Raw genomic sequence first — 18945 nt, forward strand, 5'->3', positions numbered from 1 at the left:
CTTTGATGAATAAAACTGCTGAGTGTTAGGGTTTAGCGCCATCGATGGTTAAAATTGAGCCTCAAACAACAAGAGAGATAATAATGGATATACAAATTAGAACGGCAACCCGTGAAGATGCCCCGTTGATTTTAGAGATGATTATTGAGTTAGCTGTCTATGAAAAAGCGCGTCATGAAGTAAAAGCCAGTGTTGCTGATATTGAAAACTCATTGTTCGCACCAGATTCCAAAACCGAAGCGTTACTGTGTTATGTTGACGGTAAACCGGCGGGTTATGCCGTATTTTTTACCAGTTATTCAACATGGTTAGGCAATAATGGGATTTATTTAGAAGATTTGTATGTTTCACCCGAATGTCGTGGCGCGGGTGCAGGGAAAAAGCTCCTCAAGCACATTGCTAAATTGGCTTTTGAACGTCAGTGCCAGCGCTTAGAGTGGAGCGTATTAGATTGGAATCAGCCAGCCATTGATTTTTACCAAAGCATCGGAGCACAACCACAAGACGAATGGGTGCGATATCGTATGGATGCTGAAACAATTGCGAAGTTTGCCAATTAATTTGCTAGCAAAGCGATATTAACTGCTAAAAAACATTAACGCTTAAATAATATTTTCATCACCAAACCAAAGCCAGCAAATAACGTTGCTGGCTTTATTGTTACTTTTTTATATTCCTATCTACACTTGAAACAATCCCTTTTTTCGAGTGGATGACTTTTTTGTGATATATAGCGACTTAACCTAAGTTAAATTCTGATAAAGTTATAATAAATAATAAGATAGCCTCGTGAAATGGCTGTTATATAGACTTTGTCCGTTATAAAAATAATAAAAAAATAAAATGTAGATGATATTTATTTCAAGAGAAAACAGTTTTGTGATGTGACTAATTAATTTAATTAACGACCAAAAACAACTGTGGTTCACTAATTTATTCAATGAATAGAGAAGGGATGGTATGAAAATAAATAAGCGCAAAGTATCGTTTTATCTTATTTTGGTTCTGGCAATTATGGCGGCCGGATATTATTACTGGAGCCAAAATTCGAGTAGTCTTCCAGAAGGGTTCGCACAAAGTAATGGCAGAATTGAAGCCACCGAGATAGATATTGCGACTAAAACCGCGGGACGAATCGATACCATCCTTGTCAAAGAAGGGGATTTTGTCCAACAAGGGCAAGAGCTCGCCCGTATGGATACCCGTGCCTTACAGGAACAACTCCATGAAGTACAAGCTCAGTTACGCCAAGCGATTAGTGCGGTTGCCACGGCAGAATCAGGGTTAGTACAGCGCAAAAGTGAAAAGCTGGCGGCTCAGGCTGTAGTCCGTCAACGTGAAGCGGAGTTAGATGCCGCGCAAAAACGATTAAATCGTTCTCGTGTTTTGGTTAAAACTAAAGCGGTCTCTCAACAGCAAGTGGATGATGATACAGCACAAATGCAAGGCTCGAAGGCTGCGCTTGAAGCTTCGAAGGCCCAAGTTGCTGCATCCACCGCTGCCATTGACTCTGCACAAGCGGGGATTGTCCAAGCGAAAAACCGCGTAGAAGCTGCAACGGCCACAGAAAGACGCATTACGGCTGATTTAGAAGACAGTGTTCTAAAAGCACCACGTAATGGCCGTATTCAATATCGAGTTGCAGAGCCCGGTGAAGTTCTAGGTGCGGGTGGGCGCGTGCTGAATATGGTTGATTTAAGTGATGTGTATATGACTTTTTTCTTACCAACAGAACAAGCTGGTAAGGTTGCTCTTGGAAGTGAAGTTCATATTATTCTCGATGCCGCCCCGAATATTGTGATCCCAGCCAAAACCTCATTCGTTGCCAGTGTTGCACAATTTACGCCTAAAACAGTGGAAACTCAAAATGAGCGTTTGAAACTAATGTTCCGTGTTCGTGCACGTATTTCCCCTGAATTACTGAAAAAACACCTTGAATATGTCAAAACAGGTTTACCTGGAAAAGCGTATGTTCGTTTAGATGCACAAGCTGCATGGCCAATCGATCTTGAGGTGAGATTACCAGAATGACCGATAAATTGATGGATGATGTGATTGTTGATTTACAGCATGTCAGCCAACATTACGGTGATAACTGTGCGTTGGATGACATCACTCTCGCCATTCCTGCTCGAAAAATGGTAGGGCTGATTGGCCCTGATGGCGTGGGCAAATCAAGCTTAATGTCACTGATTGCAGGCGCCCGTGTGATCCAGCAGGGGCAAGTCAACGTGCTCAATGGCGATATGCATAACAGCGACCATCGTCGCAATGTCTGCCCTAAAATTGCCTACATGCCTCAAGGGTTAGGGAAAAACCTTTACCATACGCTTTCCGTGTACGAGAACGTGGATTTTTTCGGCAGATTATTTGGGCAATCCAACGAAGAGCGGGCGTATCGCATTCAGGATCTTCTTGAAAGTACGGGACTCGCCCCCTTTAAAGACCGACCTGCAGGGAAGTTATCGGGCGGGATGAAGCAAAAGCTAGGATTATGCTGCGCGCTAATTCATGACCCAGATTTATTGATTCTTGATGAACCGACAACGGGGGTTGATCCCTTATCTCGAGCGCAGTTTTGGGATCTTATTGACCGTATTCGAGAACGCCAAACCAATATGAGTGTGCTGGTGGCCACGGCCTATATGGAAGAAGCGGAGCGTTTTGATTGGTTGGTGGCTATGGATGACGGCAAGGTGATGGCAACTGGGCATGCTTCTGAATTAAAAGCCCAAACGGGTTGTGATGACCTTGAAGCTGCTTTTATCGCGTTGTTACCTGAAGAAAAACGCGCGGGTCACCAAAAAGTGGTGATCCCGCCTCGAGATACACGAGATGATGATGTTATCGCTATCGAAGCTCAGGACTTAACCATGCGTTTCGGTAACTTTGTGGCGGTGGATCATGTGAATTTTAAAATTCCGAAAGGGGAGATTTTCGGCTTTTTAGGTTCCAATGGGTGTGGTAAATCCACCACCATGAAAATGTTAACAGGCTTATTGCAAGCCAGTGAAGGGCAAGCGTGGCTGTTTGGGCAAGAGATTGACCCAAAAGACATTGAAACCCGCAAGCGCGTCGGGTATATGTCTCAAGCTTTCTCCCTGTACAGCGAATTGAGTGTTCAGCAAAACCTTGAGTTGCATGCCAAATTATTCCACATTCCCGAAGATAAAATTAACCAGCGCATTGATGAAATGTGCCAGCGTTTTGACTTAGACGATGTGAGAGAAACACTCCCTGATGACCTGCCACTAGGGATACGCCAACGCCTCTCTTTGGCCGTGGCAGTTATCCACCAGCCGGAAATGCTGATCCTTGATGAACCGACTTCTGGGGTTGACCCCGTCGCGCGGGATATGTTCTGGAACTTAATGGTCGACCTTTCAAGACGTGACGGCGTCACTATTTTTATCTCCACCCACTTTATGAACGAAGCGGAACGCTGCGACCGCATTTCATTGATGCATGCGGGCAAAGTACTGGATTGCGATACGCCAGAAAACTTGATTAAAAAGCGTGGGTTAGACACTTTAGAAGCCACGTTTATTGCCTACTTACAGGATGCGGTTGGCGATAAAGATACAGGCAAAGAGACTGCCCCTGAATTTCATGTGGATGCAAAACTGAAAGAGCAAGCGGCGGAAGCACTCAAAAAACGCTTTAGTTTACGACGCTTATTTAGCTACAGCATTCGTGAAGGGATGGAGTTACGGCGCGACCCCGTGCGTTCCACATTAGCGTTATTAGGAACGGTGATCCTGATGTTTATCATGGGATATGGGATCAGCATGGACGTGGAAAATCTACGTTTTGCTGTACTCGACCGAGATCAAACCGGCTTAAGCCAGGGCTATACGCTGAATTTGGCGGGTTCTCGCTACTTTATTGAACAGCCTCCATTGCAGGATTATGAGCAGCTCGAGTCAGGGATGCGCAGTGGAAAAATCACTGTAGCCATAGAAATTCCGCCTAATTTTGCCCGTGATATTGCCAAAGGAAATAACGTTAAACTGGGCGTATGGATAGACGGTGCAATGCCAAACCGAGCGGAAACGGTGCGAGGGTATGTACAAGCGATGCATTTAGCGTGGTTAAGCACAATGGCGGCTCGCCAACCGGCTGGTGTTGCGGGAATTCCGGCTATTGATATCGAAACACGCTATCGCTATAACCCGGATGTTCGTAGCTTACCGGCGATTGTTCCCGCCGTTATTCCTCTGTTATTGATGATGATCCCTGCAATGCTCAGCGCGCTCAGTGTGGTGCGTGAAAAAGAGTTGGGTTCAATTATTAATCTTTATGTCACCCCGATCACCAAATTAGAATTCCTGCTCGGTAAACAACTCCCTTATATTGTTTTAGGGATGTTCAACTTTGTTTTACTTTGCATTTTATCTGTCTATGTTTTTGGTGTGGAATTTAAAGGTAGTTTCTTGTCATTGAGCTTGGCGGCGTTTTTGTACATCACCATAGCAACCGGAATGGGGCTGCTGATTTCCTGCTTTATGAAAAGCCAAATTGCAGCCATTTTCGGGACCTCAATTATTACCTTGATCCCCGCAACTCAATTTTCCGGCATGATTGACCCCGTTTCTTCCTTGGAAGGGATTGGTCGCTGGGTAGGGCAAATTTACCCAACATCCCATTTTTTGACCATTACACGGGGAACCTTCTCTAAAGGGCTTAATTTCTTTGATTTACAAGCCTCATTTATCCCGCTAGCCATCACGATCCCGATTGTGATTGGCTTGAGTGTTTATTTCCTGAAAAAGCAGGAGGCATAGGGATGTTTCGTAAAATACAGAATATTTTTAACTTGGGCGTGAAAGAGTTACGAAGCTTAGGGCGTGATAAGGCAATGCTGGCGCTGATTGTGTTTGCGTTTACTGTCTCGATTTATTCCTCTGCAACAGTGACGCCGGGCTCGCTGCATAATGCCCCGATAGCCATTGCTGACCAGGATAAATCCCAGCTTTCAAATCGTATTATTAATAGTTTCTATGAACCGTATTTCTTGCCGCCAGCGGATATTGTGCCGAATGAAATAGATGGCTTACTAGACAGAGGCGCTTATACATTTGCAATTGATATTCCCCCTAACTTTCAACGGGATGTACTTGCAGGGCGCCACCCTCAATTGCAAGTTAATATCGATGCAACACGCATGAGTCAGGCTTTTTTGGGTAATAGCTATATCCAAAATATTACCTTAGGAGAAGTGAACGAATTTCTGGCGAAATACCGTAGTCAAGGGCGTTTACCGGTTGATCTTGAAGTTCGTATGCGGTTTAACCCAAACTTAACGCAGTCTTGGTTTGGCTCGGTGATGGCTATCATTAACAACATCACAATGTTATCGATTGTTCTAACTGGTGCAGCGCTGATCCGCGAACGTGAGCATGGTACCGTCGAGCACTTAATGGTGATGCCGCTAACGCCTTTTGAAATCATGATGTCAAAGATTTGGTCGATGGGATTAGTGGTACTGATTGCCTCGGCAGTCTCGCTGTTGCTGGTGGTCAAAACCTTGCTGCAAGTACCGATTGAAGGGTCGATATTGCTGTTCATGTGTGGAGTTGCGCTCAGTCTATTTGCCACCACATCGATTGGGATTTTTATGGGGACCATTGCGCGCTCAATGCCACAATTTGGCCTATTGATGATCTTAGTGTTATTACCATTAAACATGCTTTCAGGGGGGATGACTGCCCGGGAAAGTATGCCGCAACTGGTACAAGACATCATGCTAACCATGCCGACAACCCACTTTGTTAGCCTAGCACAAGCGATTTTATATCGTGGTGCGGGATTCGAAATTGTATGGCCACAGTTTGTTATTTTAGTGGTCATTGGCAGTGTATTCTTCAGCTTCGCATTAATGCGTTTTCGCAAAACCATTGCCACAATGGCATAGTTTTTATTGCATCAGCTCCCATTAAATTATCTCGAATTATTTCTCACAAAACGCTTGCAGATTTTATTGGCAAGCGTTTTAATGCCACTCTATAAAATGCCATGCCTATCAATTTTTAATTAATGATTAGGTTTTGCCTATCAAATCGATAGCAACGACTGATTGGATTAAGTCTCTGCGAAACAGTAACTTAATAGTCAACCAAACAGGAGGACATCAAATGTCATTAATTAATACTCAAATCAAACCTTTTTCTAATCAAGCTTTTAAAGACGGTAAATTTATCGAAGTAACAGAGAAAGATGTTGCGGGTAAATGGAGCGTTTTCTTCTTCTATCCAGCGGACTTCACTTTCGTTTGCCCAACTGAATTAGGCGACATTGCTGACCATTACGCTGAATTCCAAAAAATGGGCGTAGATATCTATTCTGTATCGACTGACACCCACTTTACTCACAAAGCATGGCACGAAAGCTCTGAAACTATCGGTAAAATCAAATACGCGATGATCGGCGACCCAACAGGTGCTCTGACTCGTAACTTCGAAAACATGCGTGAAAACGAAGGTCTGGCTGACCGTGGTACATTCGTTGTTGACCCACAAGGTATCATCCAAGCTATCGAAATCACTGCGGAAGGTATTGGTCGTGACGCGGCTGACTTACTGCGTAAAGTTAAAGCTGCTCAATACGTTGCAAGCCACCCAGGTGAAGTTTGCCCAGCTAAATGGAAAGAAGGTGAAGCAACACTGTCTCCATCTTTAGATTTAGTCGGCAAAATCTAATCGATAACCCTCGATAAGAATATTGCAAAATAAGCCACGTTGCAGGCGCTAAACACAATTAAGTAAAAGCCTGCAACGGGCTATTCGACGGGTATATGTACCCGATTTTATGACCAAGGGGATTACATGCTCGATAATAATTTACAGGCTCAATTAAAAGCCTATCTGGAAAGATTAACTAAACCCGTAGAATTAGTTTCGAATTTAGATGACAGCGCAAAATCAATTGAAATAAAACAATTACTTGAACAAATTGCATCGCTGTCTGACAAGGTGACTGTGCGTGAAGAGCGCGATGCTGCACAAAGAACACCTTCATTTTTAATCACCAACCCAGGGACTAATATTGGCGTGCGTTTTGCAGGCTCACCATTAGGCCATGAATTTACCTCTTTAGTGCTAGCACTTCTGCAAGTGGGTGGTCATCCATCCAAAGAAGCACAAGAATTATTGGATCAAGTGAAAGGGCTGGAAGGCGACTTTAACTTTGAAACTTACTATTCATTATCTTGCCATAACTGCCCTGACGTCGTGCAGGCGCTGAACTTAATGGCGGTATTGAATCCGAACATCAGCCATACGGCGATTGATGGTGCGCTGTTCCAAAACGAAATTGACGAACGCAACATCATGGGTGTTCCCGCTGTTTTCTTAAATGGCAAAGAGTTTGGTCAAGGCCGCATGACATTAAGCGAAATCGTGAGCAAGGTAGATACCAATGCTGATGCGCGAGCGGCAAAAGCGATTAGCGGACGTGATCCATTTGAAGTTCTGATCATCGGTAGTGGTCCAGCGGGTGCATCCGCTGCGGTTTATACTGCGCGTAAAGGTATTCGAACTGGTGTTATCGGTGAGCGTTTTGGCGGGCAGGTCATGGATACCGTTGATATCGAAAACTATATTTCGGTATTGAAAACTGAAGGCGCAATTTTAGCTGGTGCTCTGAAAAATCATGTGGATAGCTACAATGTGGATGTGATTGATGGCCAATCCGTCACTAAGCTTATTCCTGCTGAACAAATTGGCGGATATCACCAAATCGAAACCACATCAGGCGGTGTGATGAAGGCCCGCAGTATTATTATCGCCACTGGCGCACGCTGGAGAAACATGGGTGTTCCGGGCGAACAAGAGTACCGTACAAAAGGGGTGACATTCTGTCCTCACTGTGATGGTCCACTGTTTAAAGGTAAACGCGTTGCAGTAATCGGTGGTGGTAACTCCGGTATCGAAGCCGCGATCGATTTAGCGGGTATCGTTGATCATGTGACGGTATTGGAATTCGCGTCAGAATTGAAAGCGGACTCCGTGTTACAAGCTAAAGCCCGTAGCTTGAGCAATATCGATATTATTTTGAATGCTCAAACCCTTGAAGTTAAAGGCGATGGCAGCAAGATGACTAGCTTAGAGTACAAAGACCGCACCGATGAAAGCGTGCATTCTTTGGAAGTGGCAGGCGCGTTTGTTCAAATCGGTTTATTACCAAATACCAATTGGTTAGGTGATACTGTTGCTCGCAACCGTATGGGCGAAATTGAAGTTGATGCTCGTAACGAAACCAGTGTGAAGGGCGTATTCGCCGCTGGTGACTGTACAACAGTGCCTTATAAACAAATTATCATTTCCGCCGGAGAGGGAGCAAAAGCCGCATTGAGCGCATTTGATTACCTGATCCGCACAAGTACCAGAACCGCTGAATAGCTCATAGTTTAGCGGGTTGTAGCCAAAAGGCACTCGGGGGCGAGTGCCTTTTTTTGTGTGAGCCTAAGAATCAAGATAAGAAAGGTATATTCATTAGTATAAGTATTAATCACTTCACCCACATATCCACAACCCTCGCAAGCACTGGCAGTAACTGAGTCAATATCACACTGCTCACAAACCATAGAATGATTTTATTGGCGCTGGCGGCTAAAGCTTCTTTGGTGGAATAGTTGGATTTAATCACGGCGATATTGGTTTTGACTTCATGCAGATCATTTTTCATTTTATTGATCTCTTTTTCTACGCTATTTAACTTTGAGTCCATATTATTTCCCCCATGAGATACCCTTTGGTGATGTTGTTTAAATGAATTATCGTTGTAAGAGACGAATAACATTAAAGGGGCTTGTTTTTCTCGGAATTGATTCGCCATTGCGTTTCTCCTCAATCCTTTTACTGAACGCGCTCATCCATTAATTGCGTTTTGAACAAACGAATGGGCATAAAAATCGGTGTATGGGTAGGAGGGTATTTTGATGAAGGATGAGAGTCAAAAAATAGCGTGAAGATAGCGTTGAAGTTACTCCTAAAAACGTTGGGTTATTAGCTAAAGCCCTGTGGAACAGGGCTCTTTATCAGTGTAGGCAGAGTCAATCAATCGGTTGTTAAAGTGAGAAATTAATGAATATCTTCGTGACTACGGTACACCAAAGAAAGCTCTGGATGGTGCCATAAGCTGGCTGGGGTGACAGTCGTGCGTTCCCAAGGAATGGAACCAATAAACCACAGCTTCCAGAATTTTAATTTGGCATTCGGATTTTTTGTTAATAATTCTTGGAAAGTTTCAATTTCACCAATACGAATAGATAAAGCAGATTGGTAAATGTCGAACACAAACTTTGAGCAAAATTGGCGTGATGAATCATATTTAAACCCGGTGTGATAAAACTTATTTAAGCGGGGGAAAACTTGAGTCACTAATGCTTGTTTTTGTGCCTCGGTTAAATGTGTGGATAAGCGACGCACACTGTAACGATGCTCAGATGAGCGGGCAATAAAACGGGATAATGTGGTGGTGGTCGATAAAGGAATGCGGCTTTCTGCGACTAAATAGTCGTCACCATCATGGCCGATGATCATGCCTACATGGTTACTCCAACACTTTGATGCAGATGCGATTTGGCGAAAAACTTCAGTGCCGATACTGGTGAAAACAATGTCGCCGACTTCTAGTTCATAAGGGTAATTTATTTTTGTCATAGTACACCTCAATAGGGTGAAAAATTGCATTGAGGTCATCTTATAAGCCGTTCAATACCGTCGGCAATCAGAATAGCGGCGAATATCATTTCTGTTTAACTCGGGTATATTTTCGCCAATGCCTCACTTAATAACTGAATATTTTGGACGATTTCGAGCTCGGTATGGGCGGCATATCCAAATAGAATGGCATCATTATTTTGACTGCTAATGCAATAACGAGATAGAGGTTGAGCTCCAAAACCAAGGTTACGACACTGATCTAGGATAATCTCTAAGCTATAGCCTTTTTTCACCAAGCAGACGGTATGGATCCCTGAATCATTCATCTGTGCAGTAAAAATATGCGGGAGATATTGATTGATAGATTGGCAAAAAACAGTTTGGCGTTCATAACAAATTTTGCGGATCTTTCGAATATGTCTCGCGTAATGACCTTCTTGAATAAACTGGGCTAAAGCGGCTTGTTCTAAATAACTACAATGGCTGTCACTGTAATATTTCATCATCGTAAAAGCGTCACTCAGACTTTCTGGCACAATTAAAAATCCAAGGCGAAAACCGGGATACATCATTTTGGAAAATGTGCCGGCATAAATAACGCGTTGATGATTATCCAGCCCTTGCAAAGCTTGGATCGGTTTGGATAAAAAACGAAACTCGCTGTTGTAGTCATCCTCAAATATCCAAGCATTATTCTGTTGCGCCCAATCTAATAATGCGAGGCGGCGGGGTAAGCTTAAGGTTGTTCCAAGTGGAAATTGATGGGATGGCGTGGTGTAAATTAATTTGGCATCACCATGGTGTGCAGCTGCATATTCAATATTCATTCCTTCATTATCGGAGGGGATTGGTGAAATATTGGCTCCAGCAGCGGTTAAAATAGCACGAGCACTGTCATAACCAGGGTCATCGAGCCAAACAGTATCATTTTGTTTTAATAAAACTTTTGCCGCCAAATTTATCGCCTGTTGGGTTCCATTGACGATAATAATTTGTTTTTCATGACAATGAACGCCACGGGTTGAACGCACATAATCAGCCAGCAATTTTTTGAGTGGTATATAGCCATCAGGGTGATTATAGTGCGTGATATCATGCTTGGATTTTCGCCAAACTCGCCCTAATAGTCGCCCCCATAGGTCATGGGGAAACTGATCAACACAACCAACGCCAATGTTAAATATTGAGCGCTTATTGGTATTTGGGCGAGACTGTTCCCAGAGTGGCTGAAGGTTATTCAATATGGGGTTCAGATAAAGTGCAGGGTTTTCTTGTTGGGAAACCGCTTGTTTGGTGCTAATTGGACGAACTAATTCATCAGGAATTTGTGCAGAAACATAGGTTCCAGAGCCTTGCTTTGAGTATAAATAACCTTCATCGATTAAGCGTTCAAACCCTGCAATTACCGAGTTACGAGAGATTGACATCATCTCAGCTAGCGCCCGAGTCGAAGGTAATTTTAGGCCAGCAGCAATTCGTCCATCCAATATTGCATTACGGATCGTATGGTAAACCCCTTCATTAATTCGACCCTGTTCAATCAATAACAGTGGGAACTGAGCTTGCTGCTTTCTTCTCATAAGTGGATCCTAAATAAATAACAAAAGTGTATCTTATACAGTACCAGATAGCTCTGTACTATAACCTCATTCAGTTATATGTCTACAAATGGAAGGGTTATTATGAATAATGCAGAACTACCGGTATCTATTGAGTTTGTTTCCCCTGAGCACTACCCAGAATGGTTAGTTTATTGGTTGGAGTATCAAAAATTTTATCAAGTGGATTTAAGCGAAGAAATTACATTAAAAGCATGGGCGCGTTTCTTCGATGAAAAAGAACCAATGCACTGTGCTGTCGCGTTGGAAGGGAACAAAGTGGTTGGTTTTGTTAACTATCTTTACCACCGTTCCACTTGGGCAGAAAATGATTTTTGTTATTTAGAAGATCTCTATGTGACCCCTGAAGTTCGTGGTCGCCATGTGGGAAAACAATTAATTGAGTTTGTTCAGCAACAAGCACAGCAGAAACAATGTGGACGTTTATATTGGCATACCCAAGAAACCAATTTACGCGGACAAAAGCTATACAATTGGGTAGCAGAAAAACCGGGCGTTATTGAATATAGAATGCCGCTATAATGGATATTTAATATGAAGTCCCGCTGCTTTTTAACAGCGGGATATTTGTACTGAAAATCTTAATTGGCTAATTGTGTCCGTACTTCCATTAATGCAAAGCCCAATAAGTTTAAGCCTTTCCACGTGAGTGGGTTTTCAATATTCTCCGCATCTTCCGCTAAGCCAATTCCCCATATTTTATCGACAGGGCTCGCTTCCACGAGGACACGCTCATTTGTTGCCAATAAGAACTGCTTTAGCGCATCATTTTGAGAAAATTTGGCTAAATTAGCTTTTACAACAATATCAAATCGGTTTACATCCCAGATATCTTGCTTAAAACCACGAACTTCTCGTCCATAGGCTTTTGCAGCCCCAGGATTCGGAGCATTGATAATTTTTTGCAGAATTTCACTATCGCCAAATAAACGCGCTTTTTCTGCCATCATAAAATGTTCGGCACTGGCGAAACGGTTACCATCAACGATAAAAGGAGCAGGGTACCATTGGCTAAAACAGCTTTTCGTGACTTGCTGTTGTTTGGATTGATGTCCCCAGAAAAAGACATATTTAAATTTTTTACCTGTTCGGTAGAGCTTACAAAGATTTTTTATATCCATAGGACTAACTTGAAAAATAATAATGAGATTTAGTGAGAGTAACGATAAATAAATGTGTTGGCTATCGGAATAACCTGCACTCTATTTTTGAATAAAGCTCACACTCTGGAAAGGTATCTACCTACATCGCTTTTTTTAACTAACATCTCATTGATTTTAACGATATAGTCACATTTATCAATTCATAATGGTTTGAAAAACAAGAATTTCTTAATCATGGAAAAGATCTTACTCGTGTTGTGGCCGTTGTTTGCTCTCATCGCAATGGGTTTTGTTTTACGTAGAACAGCACTATTTTCTGCCGATTTTTGGCCTAGCGCAGAAAAACTCAATTACTTTGTTTTATTCCCTGCATTATTAATAAACAGTTTAGCGAGTGCGCCACTCAATAATCCCAAATTACCCTATCTTGCCTGCGCCATTTTTTTCATTCTTGCTGTAAGCTCACTGCTTGTCGTGATAAATAAATATTTATTTAAAATACCCATTCCACGATTTGGGGCACACATTCAAGGGATTATTCGTTTTAATACTTATTTAGGGTTGGCGATTGTTGCGGATCTTTTTGGATCAGAAGGGATTGCGATTTCAGCAGTGATAATGGCGATTTTGGTTCCCAGCTGTAATGTCATTGCGGTACTGTCGTTAAGTGCAGGGAAGAAAGTGACATTAAAGCAATTGATCATGCCTATTGCTAAAAACCCATTAATTATTTCTTGTATCATCGGAATATTATTAAATTTATTACCAATAGGTTTACCATTTGGGTCTGATCAATTTTTAAAATTGTTGGCTGCAGCCAGTTTACCTTTAGGGTTAATTTGTATTGGTGGGGCACTGCAAACAGCAACACTCAGAAAAGAATTTAAACCTATTATGGTTTCAACATTGTTTCGCTTGCTTGCTATGCCAGTTCTAGCCTCATTTACGGCTTATTTATTTGAATTACCAACATTAGAAAGTGTGCTTTTGGTGATCTTTTTTTCTATACCTACCGCACCAACGTCCTATATTTTAACTAAGCAGCTTAATGGAGATAGCCAATTAATGGCAGGGATTATTACTTTCCAAACTATTCTTGCCGTTATTACATTGCCGCTAGTTTTAACATTAATTACCCAATAAGATTATTTTTATATAAAAAAGCAGCATCATAATAATTACGATGCTGCTTTTTACGATTATGTGCAGTTAGATATGCAATTATTTAACCAGTTTACAATCACGACCTTTGTCGTCAGAAATACGATTATTAACAGCATCATCTTCAGAAATAGTGGCTAAGTTTAAGCCTGCTTTGCTGCTCCATAGTTGGAAGTTTTCACCAACATAGCGAGCGCCGCTCGCGGCTTCTTTGCTTTTCAGTAAAATCAGTTCATCGCTGTAAAGCATCACTGCTGTATCTTGATTAGGAAAAGAAACTTTAATTTTTTGTCCATCACAGTTATAGGTTTGTGTTTTAGCTGCAAATGCAGATGAAGATGCAGCCAAAATTGATAATGCAGCGATAGAAGAAACTAAAAGCGTTTTTTTCATTGGATTTCCTTAATACCTTTTAAGTATTTATACCAGCGGTCATAAACATTGAAACCATAAGCTACAGCGATATAGTATTACTTTTAAATATAATTGCATAAACATTTAATCACTATTTGATTAAATTTAATAATATTCTTAATTTTATTTTCATCCCCTTCATAAGTAACGATATAAATATTTCAAGATGTTTATTTTATATTGCTAACAAAGGGACTAACGCTGGCTTAAGGGCTATTAAATAATCCATAAGCGTTATCTTAAAATTAATTTAATTATATATATTTTCTATATTCAATGAAGTACAAGATTAGCAATAGGTAAAAACAACTAAATAATAAATAGAATAAAATAAGATTTTAACTTATTAAATTTTCAAGGATTAAATGCAATTTCTTGTGAGTATTCGATGAATAACATACACTGAAGGCGTAAAATTTACGTCATTTGATAAGGAGTTAAGCGTGTCTTTGGAACAATGCCGAAAATATGAAAATCTTTCTATAGAAGAGACAATCGAAACACTCTCATTACTCTATTCAAATGCCATTGAAGCCTTGAGAAATGCCATTGCAACCTATGTTGAAAATGGAACGTTACCCGATGCTAACGCCCGAGAAAATGGGTTGTTTGCCTACCCTGAGTTGTGTGTAACTTGGGAAGGAAAGGTTGATCATTGTGAAAAAACGCGAGCTTATGCCCGTTTTGTGAAACGGGGAGATTACAGTATTACTGTGACTCAACCTGACTTGTTTCGAGCTTACCTCGTTGAGCAATTAACCATTTTTCAACAAGACTATGACGTATCTTTTGCAGTTCGTCCGTCTAAAACTGAAATTCCATATCCATTCGTTATCGATGGTTCAGATTTAATTCTTGATAGAAGTATGAGTAGCAGTCTGGCTGCTCATTTTCCTATTACCGATCTCTCTCATATCAGTGATGATATTACGGATGGTTTGTATCATGTGACGGATGATATGCCATTATCCCACTTTGATGCACTCCGTGTTGATTTCTCTTTAGCGCGACTAAAACATTATACGGGAACACCACCAGAGCACGTTCAGCCTTATATTTTGTTTACCAACTATAACCGCTATGTTGATGAGTTTGTGAATTGGGCCTGTGAGCAAATTCGTGATCCAGAAAGCCGCTATATCGCATTATCTTGTGTAGGGCATAACTATTTAACCGCTGAAAATGCCGATCCGCAATTTGCCACATCCGATTTAACGTGGAAAAAATTTCAAATGCCTGCATATCATCTGATTGCACGTGATGGGGCAGGAATTACATTAGTGAATATTGGCGTTGGTCCAGCAAACGCGAAAAACATTTGCGACCATTTAGCGGTATTGCGCCCTCATGCGTGGTTAATGATTGGTCACTGTGGCGGGCTACGAGAAAGCCAAAAAATTGGTGACTATGTTTTAGCACATGCCTATTTACGTGATGACCATATTTTAGATGATGTATTACCACCAGATATTCCTATTCCAAGTATTGCTGAAGTTCAACGGGCGCTATATGACGCTACTAAACAGGTGAGTAATATGCCTGGTGAGCTCGTTAAACAGCGTTTACGTACCGGAACGGTGGTCACAACGGATGATCGTAACTGGGAGTTAAGGTTTTTTGCAACCGCCCGCAGATTCAGCCTCAGCCGAGCCGTTGCGGTGGATATGGAAAGTGCCACAATTGCCGCACAAGGTTACCGTTTCCGTGTCCCTTATGGCACATTACTCTGTGTATCTGATAAACCGATTCACGGAGAAATCAAACTTCCAGGACAAGCAAACAGTTTTTATGAAGGCGCAATATCGGAGCATCTACAAATTGGGATCCGTGCCATTGACCTGCTACGACAAGAAGGTGATAAGCTGCATTCCCGAAAATTAAGAACATTCGATGAGCCGCCATTTAGATAATCTAGAGGAGGGGAATACGTGATCCCTAAACTTGAAACAGATAGATTAATTTTAGCAAAACATGAGGTTAGTGATTTTTCAGCACTTTCGCAGTTATGGGGACAACGCTCAATGGTTCAGCATATTGGCGGTGTTCCTTCAACGGAGCGCGAATCATGGATGCGTATGCTCGCATATGGCGGACTTTGGCCTCTACTCGGGTTTGGTTATTGGGCGGTGAGAGAAAAAGCGACAGGAAATTATGTGGGAGATCTTGGGTTTGCCGATTTTCATCGCATTGTTGAACCCCACGTTAAAGGTATTCCTGAAGCGGGATGGGTGATTGCGCCTGAATATCAAGGTAAAGGTTACGCGACGGAGGCGATGCAAGCTGCATTGTCTTGGCTGATCGCGGAGCAAAAACACCAAGAAAGTATCTGCTTTATAGGGCCTCAAAATATACCGTCACTGCGTGTCGCTGAAAAGTTAGGGTATACGCAAGATAAAGAGGTGTTTATGAACGGCAGCATCTCGGTATTGTTACGTAAAAATCTTACCCAGTCTTAATTATCCCACTTTTGATAACTATTAATCCTATTCTTGTTTATAGAATAGGATTGTTCCTCTCAGTAGACTCTTAAAATTATTTGGTCGATTTTAAGGTCACTATGTCTAGCCACTTTCTTGCATTCGAAAAACCCATTATTGAGCTTCATGAAAAAATCGAAGCATTAAATGCCTTTAAGCAAAAGGGTCATCCATCAGAACTAAAGCTTGATGAGGAGATCCAATTATTAGAAAAGAAATGCCAATCCCTCACGGAGAATATTTTCTCTTCTTTAGGTGCATGGGAAATTGTGCAATTAGCTCGTCATCCAATGCGTCCTTACACACTGGACTATATTTCTCTTATATTTACTGAGTTTCAGGAATTAGCGGGGGATAGAGCATTTGCTGATGACAAAGCGTTAGTGGGGGGATTAGCGCGTTTAGACGGTCGCCCAGTTATGGTAATGGGGCAACAAAAAGGGCGGGATACGAAGGAAAAAGTAAAACGTAATTTTGGAATGCCATCCCCTGAAGGATATCGAAAAGCACTTCGATTAATGAAAATGGCGGAGCGATTTAAACTGCCGGTTATTACATTCATTGATTCTGCAGGGGCTTACCCAGGCGTTGGCGCTGAAGAACGTGGGCAAGCAGAGGCAATTGCGCGCAATATTCAGGAAATGTCTTGCCTAACAACGCCAATTATTTGTGTGATCACCGGAGAAGGTTGTTCTGGAGGCGCTCTAGGAATCGGAGTGGGTGATAGAATTAATATGCTGGAATACAGTACATACGCTGCAATTTCTCCAGAAGGCTGCGCCTCTATTTTATGGAAAGATTCCCAAAAAGCGCAAGTTGCGGCTGAGGTGATGGGAATGACCGCGCCGAGACTAAAAGCGCTAGGAATTATCGACACGATTATTCCTGAGCCGTTAGGTGGAGCACATCGAAATTATGCATTAGCTGCACAATATCTTAAGCAGCAACTTATTCACGATTTAAGCGAGCTGAGTGCATTAGATCAGGATACATTATTGGAGCAGCGCTACCAAAAAATAATGGCAATTGGCTACTGCTAATGTTATTAGTGAGGCATTAATGAACACTAAAATTAGGCTGTATTATGTCTGTAGATCTTAATTTACTGAAAGTATTTGTTGCGGTGGCCACACAGGGAAGTTTTGCTAATGCAGCAAAACAACTTTCGATGCCAACATCAAATGTGAGTCGGCAAATTAAGCAGCTTGAAACTCAACTTAATTGCCGATTGATTGAACGAACTACACGGAAAATGCGCTTAACTGAGCAAGGTACTTTATTATTAAATAAGAGCCAAAAACTGTATTTAGAATTAAATGAAACCTTGCAAAAAATTAGCGCCTCAGAAATATTAAGTGGTACTTTGCGGCTAACGATTCCAAGTGAATCTGGCAGTGTATTATTTGCAGATTTACTGGCTCAATTTGCGCTTGCCCATCCGAGCCTTGCCATTCATTGTGATACGCAACTAGCGCCTTTAGATGTTATTAGTGATGAAGTGGATTTATTGCTAACTTTTCATCGCGGAGCGTTAATGGATAGTAGCTACCACTCAAAATTAGTTAAATCTTGGGAGAGTGTTGTCGTTGCAGCCCCGCAGTTAATTGAAAAACAGGGGCTACCCAGTACCGTAGATGAGCTCAGTATGATGCCCTGTATCACGAGTTTTAGTGCGCTGCAAGGGCAACCATGGGTTTTTAGTACGCATCATGGTCAGTTAAAAAAAGTCAGTATAAACAGTCAGTACCGTGTGAATAGCGGCATTCTTGCCAGTGCGGCGGCACTCAATGGATTGGGATTCGCTATTCTATCAAAAGAGGGATGCCAAAATGCAATTCAAGCGGGAACGTTGGTGGAAGTCAGTTTTGATGATATGTATCCAGCGCCGATTGAGTTACGCGCGGTTTACGCCTCAAAACGTTCACTTTCGCCGAAAGTTGATACCTTTTTGAGTTACTTACTGAAAAATATCTAGGCTGATATTGCTATCAGCCTAATGCCATAATGTTCGTAAACATTATGGTGGTCTGAACTATTTATTTCCGCGTAGGCGCAACGTTAAGCCTTTTAATAGGTAACGTAATAGTTGGTCGCCACATTCACGATAATTTTTATGTTCTGGGTTACGGAAAATAGCACTTAATTCTGGCTTTGAAACTCGGAAATCAACAGATTGGTAGATATCCAGTAAATCAACGTCTTTCAGTTCAAAGGCAACACGCAATTTTTTGAAAATAATATTGTTATTGATTCTATCTTCAACTTCTGGTGCTGGGCGACTTTCATCTTTGCCACGGCGATGATAAATCAATCCGTTAAGAAAGTGACCGAGTACAAGGTCGCTACATTCAACGTAGTCTGGATCGGTATCTTTCTTTAGCCAAAGGCTCATTTCTTCTTTTGTGACTGAAAAGTCTGCAAGTTTTACGATTTCAACCATCTGAGCATCGCTCAAATCCAACATATAACGAACACTTCGTAAAACGTAATTATTTAGCATGGGGTT

18 protein-coding genes are annotated in these 18945 nt (G+C 41.8%); 12 read left to right on the forward strand and 6 right to left on the reverse strand.

Annotated features, from left to right (window positions below; all coding sequences use genetic code 11):
- The first annotated feature begins 83 nt into the window (after positions 1-83).
- From H0913_RS09385 to ahpF, 6 genes are all read left to right on the forward strand, one after another.
- Entirely contained in the window at positions 84-560 is a 477-nt protein-coding gene (locus H0913_RS09385; protein WP_132495902.1) for a GNAT family N-acetyltransferase, read from the forward strand.
- Between the two features lie 400 nt (positions 561-960).
- Positions 961-2031, forward strand: a complete 1071-nt coding sequence (locus H0913_RS09390) for an HlyD family secretion protein (protein WP_181477135.1) — start codon at positions 961-963, stop codon at positions 2029-2031.
- Entirely contained in the window at positions 2028-4784 is a 2757-nt protein-coding gene (gene rbbA / locus H0913_RS09395) for a ribosome-associated ATPase/putative transporter RbbA (protein WP_154603856.1), read from the forward strand. The genes H0913_RS09390 and rbbA overlap by 4 nt, the downstream gene beginning before the upstream one ends.
- Before the next feature lie 2 nt (positions 4785-4786).
- Positions 4787-5914: an ABC transporter permease gene (locus H0913_RS09400; protein WP_036948121.1), complete on the forward strand. Its 1128-nt coding sequence runs from the start codon at positions 4787-4789 to the stop codon at positions 5912-5914.
- A 220-nt stretch (positions 5915-6134) separates the two neighbouring features.
- Complete coding sequence (gene ahpC / locus H0913_RS09405; RefSeq protein ID WP_006659869.1) at positions 6135-6698, forward strand: alkyl hydroperoxide reductase subunit C; 564 nt, start codon at positions 6135-6137, stop codon at positions 6696-6698.
- 126 nt (positions 6699-6824) lie between these two features.
- Positions 6825-8399, forward strand: coding sequence for an alkyl hydroperoxide reductase subunit F (ahpF, locus tag H0913_RS09410; protein ID WP_181477136.1), 1575 nt, complete (start codon positions 6825-6827; stop codon positions 8397-8399).
- A gap of 109 nt (positions 8400-8508) precedes the next feature.
- Here the strand turns inward: ahpF and H0913_RS18890 are convergent, their stop codons facing one another.
- The 3 genes from H0913_RS18890 to H0913_RS09425 all read right to left on the reverse strand — a co-directional run bounded on the left by H0913_RS18890 (position 8509) and on the right by H0913_RS09425 (position 11245).
- Positions 8509-8835, reverse strand: coding sequence for a hypothetical protein (locus H0913_RS18890; protein WP_181477137.1), 327 nt, complete (start codon positions 8833-8835; stop codon positions 8509-8511).
- Between the two features lie 245 nt (positions 8836-9080).
- Complete coding sequence (locus tag H0913_RS09420; RefSeq protein WP_154638500.1) at positions 9081-9662, reverse strand: YebB family permuted papain-like enzyme; 582 nt, start codon at positions 9660-9662, stop codon at positions 9081-9083.
- A 95-nt stretch (positions 9663-9757) separates the two neighbouring features.
- Positions 9758-11245, reverse strand: coding sequence for a PLP-dependent aminotransferase family protein (locus tag H0913_RS09425; protein ID WP_181477138.1), 1488 nt, complete (start codon positions 11243-11245; stop codon positions 9758-9760).
- Positions 11246-11347: 102 nt separating this feature from the next.
- Here H0913_RS09425 and H0913_RS09430 point away from each other — a divergent pair, with 102 nt between their 5' ends.
- Positions 11348-11806, forward strand: a complete 459-nt coding sequence (locus tag H0913_RS09430; protein WP_154603846.1) for a GNAT family N-acetyltransferase — start codon at positions 11348-11350, stop codon at positions 11804-11806.
- Positions 11807-11865: 59 nt separating this feature from the next.
- On the opposite strand, the gene H0913_RS09435 is transcribed toward H0913_RS09430, so the two are convergent.
- Positions 11866-12405: an NADAR family protein gene (locus H0913_RS09435; RefSeq protein ID WP_181477139.1), complete on the reverse strand. Its 540-nt coding sequence runs from the start codon at positions 12403-12405 to the stop codon at positions 11866-11868.
- 216 nt (positions 12406-12621) lie between these two features.
- On the opposite strand from H0913_RS09435, the gene H0913_RS09440 reads away from it, so the two are divergent.
- Entirely contained in the window at positions 12622-13530 is a 909-nt protein-coding gene (locus H0913_RS09440; protein ID WP_154603844.1) for an AEC family transporter, read from the forward strand.
- Between the two features lie 78 nt (positions 13531-13608).
- Here the strand turns inward: H0913_RS09440 and H0913_RS09445 are convergent, their stop codons facing one another.
- Positions 13609-13941, reverse strand: coding sequence for an MliC family protein (locus tag H0913_RS09445; RefSeq protein WP_132495912.1), 333 nt, complete (start codon positions 13939-13941; stop codon positions 13609-13611).
- Positions 13942-14405: 464 nt separating this feature from the next.
- On the opposite strand from H0913_RS09445, the gene H0913_RS09450 reads away from it, so the two are divergent.
- The 4 genes from H0913_RS09450 (at position 14406) to H0913_RS09465 (ending at position 18414) form a co-directional block, all read left to right on the forward strand.
- Positions 14406-15872, forward strand: coding sequence for an AMP nucleosidase (locus tag H0913_RS09450; protein ID WP_181477140.1), 1467 nt, complete (start codon positions 14406-14408; stop codon positions 15870-15872).
- 18 nt (positions 15873-15890) lie between these two features.
- Positions 15891-16418, forward strand: coding sequence for a GNAT family N-acetyltransferase (locus tag H0913_RS09455; protein WP_181477141.1), 528 nt, complete (start codon positions 15891-15893; stop codon positions 16416-16418).
- Positions 16419-16519: 101 nt separating this feature from the next.
- Positions 16520-17479, forward strand: a complete 960-nt coding sequence (gene accA, locus H0913_RS09460) for an acetyl-CoA carboxylase carboxyl transferase subunit alpha (protein ID WP_181477142.1) — start codon at positions 16520-16522, stop codon at positions 17477-17479.
- 44 nt (positions 17480-17523) lie between these two features.
- Positions 17524-18414 carry a LysR family transcriptional regulator gene (locus H0913_RS09465; protein WP_181477143.1) on the forward strand — a complete coding sequence of 297 codons (891 nt, stop codon included), beginning with the start codon at positions 17524-17526 and terminating at the stop codon, positions 18412-18414.
- Between the two features lie 57 nt (positions 18415-18471).
- Here H0913_RS09465 and H0913_RS09470 read toward each other — a convergent pair whose 3' ends face one another.
- The gene (locus tag H0913_RS09470; RefSeq protein WP_132495915.1) at positions 18472-18939 is read right to left on the reverse strand and encodes a DUF1456 family protein; all 468 of its coding nucleotides are present in this window, start codon (positions 18937-18939) and stop codon (positions 18472-18474) included.
- Positions 18940-18945: the final 6 nt, after the last annotated feature.

The organism is Providencia rettgeri, from assembly GCF_013702265.1.
Taxonomy (GTDB): domain Bacteria; phylum Pseudomonadota; class Gammaproteobacteria; order Enterobacterales; family Enterobacteriaceae; genus Providencia; species Providencia zhijiangensis.

What these genes read in the sequence shown, in the direction of transcription:
- H0913_RS09385 (WP_132495902.1), top strand. Translation starts at nt 84, where the DNA reads ATGGATATACAAATTAGAACGGCAACCCGTGAAGATGCCCCGTTGATT.
- H0913_RS09390 (WP_181477135.1), top strand. Translation starts at nt 961, where the DNA reads ATGAAAATAAATAAGCGCAAAGTATCGTTTTATCTTATTTTGGTTCTG.
- rbbA (WP_154603856.1), top strand. Translation starts at nt 2,028, where the DNA reads ATGACCGATAAATTGATGGATGATGTGATTGTTGATTTACAGCATGTC.
- H0913_RS09400 (WP_036948121.1), top strand. Translation starts at nt 4,787, where the DNA reads ATGTTTCGTAAAATACAGAATATTTTTAACTTGGGCGTGAAAGAGTTA.
- ahpC (WP_006659869.1), top strand. Translation starts at nt 6,135, where the DNA reads ATGTCATTAATTAATACTCAAATCAAACCTTTTTCTAATCAAGCTTTT.
- ahpF (WP_181477136.1), top strand. Translation starts at nt 6,825, where the DNA reads ATGCTCGATAATAATTTACAGGCTCAATTAAAAGCCTATCTGGAAAGA.
- H0913_RS18890 (WP_181477137.1), bottom strand. Translation starts at nt 8,835, where the DNA reads ATGGCGAATCAATTCCGAGAAAAACAAGCCCCTTTAATGTTATTCGTC.
- H0913_RS09420 (WP_154638500.1), bottom strand. Translation starts at nt 9,662, where the DNA reads ATGACAAAAATAAATTACCCTTATGAACTAGAAGTCGGCGACATTGTT.
- H0913_RS09425 (WP_181477138.1), bottom strand. Translation starts at nt 11,245, where the DNA reads ATGAGAAGAAAGCAGCAAGCTCAGTTCCCACTGTTATTGATTGAACAG.
- H0913_RS09430 (WP_154603846.1), top strand. Translation starts at nt 11,348, where the DNA reads ATGAATAATGCAGAACTACCGGTATCTATTGAGTTTGTTTCCCCTGAG.
- H0913_RS09435 (WP_181477139.1), bottom strand. Translation starts at nt 12,405, where the DNA reads ATGGATATAAAAAATCTTTGTAAGCTCTACCGAACAGGTAAAAAATTT.
- H0913_RS09440 (WP_154603844.1), top strand. Translation starts at nt 12,622, where the DNA reads ATGGAAAAGATCTTACTCGTGTTGTGGCCGTTGTTTGCTCTCATCGCA.
- H0913_RS09445 (WP_132495912.1), bottom strand. Translation starts at nt 13,941, where the DNA reads ATGAAAAAAACGCTTTTAGTTTCTTCTATCGCTGCATTATCAATTTTG.
- accA (WP_181477142.1), top strand. Translation starts at nt 16,520, where the DNA reads ATGTCTAGCCACTTTCTTGCATTCGAAAAACCCATTATTGAGCTTCAT.
- H0913_RS09465 (WP_181477143.1), top strand. Translation starts at nt 17,524, where the DNA reads ATGTCTGTAGATCTTAATTTACTGAAAGTATTTGTTGCGGTGGCCACA.
- H0913_RS09470 (WP_132495915.1), bottom strand. Translation starts at nt 18,939, where the DNA reads ATGCTAAATAATTACGTTTTACGAAGTGTTCGTTATATGTTGGATTTG.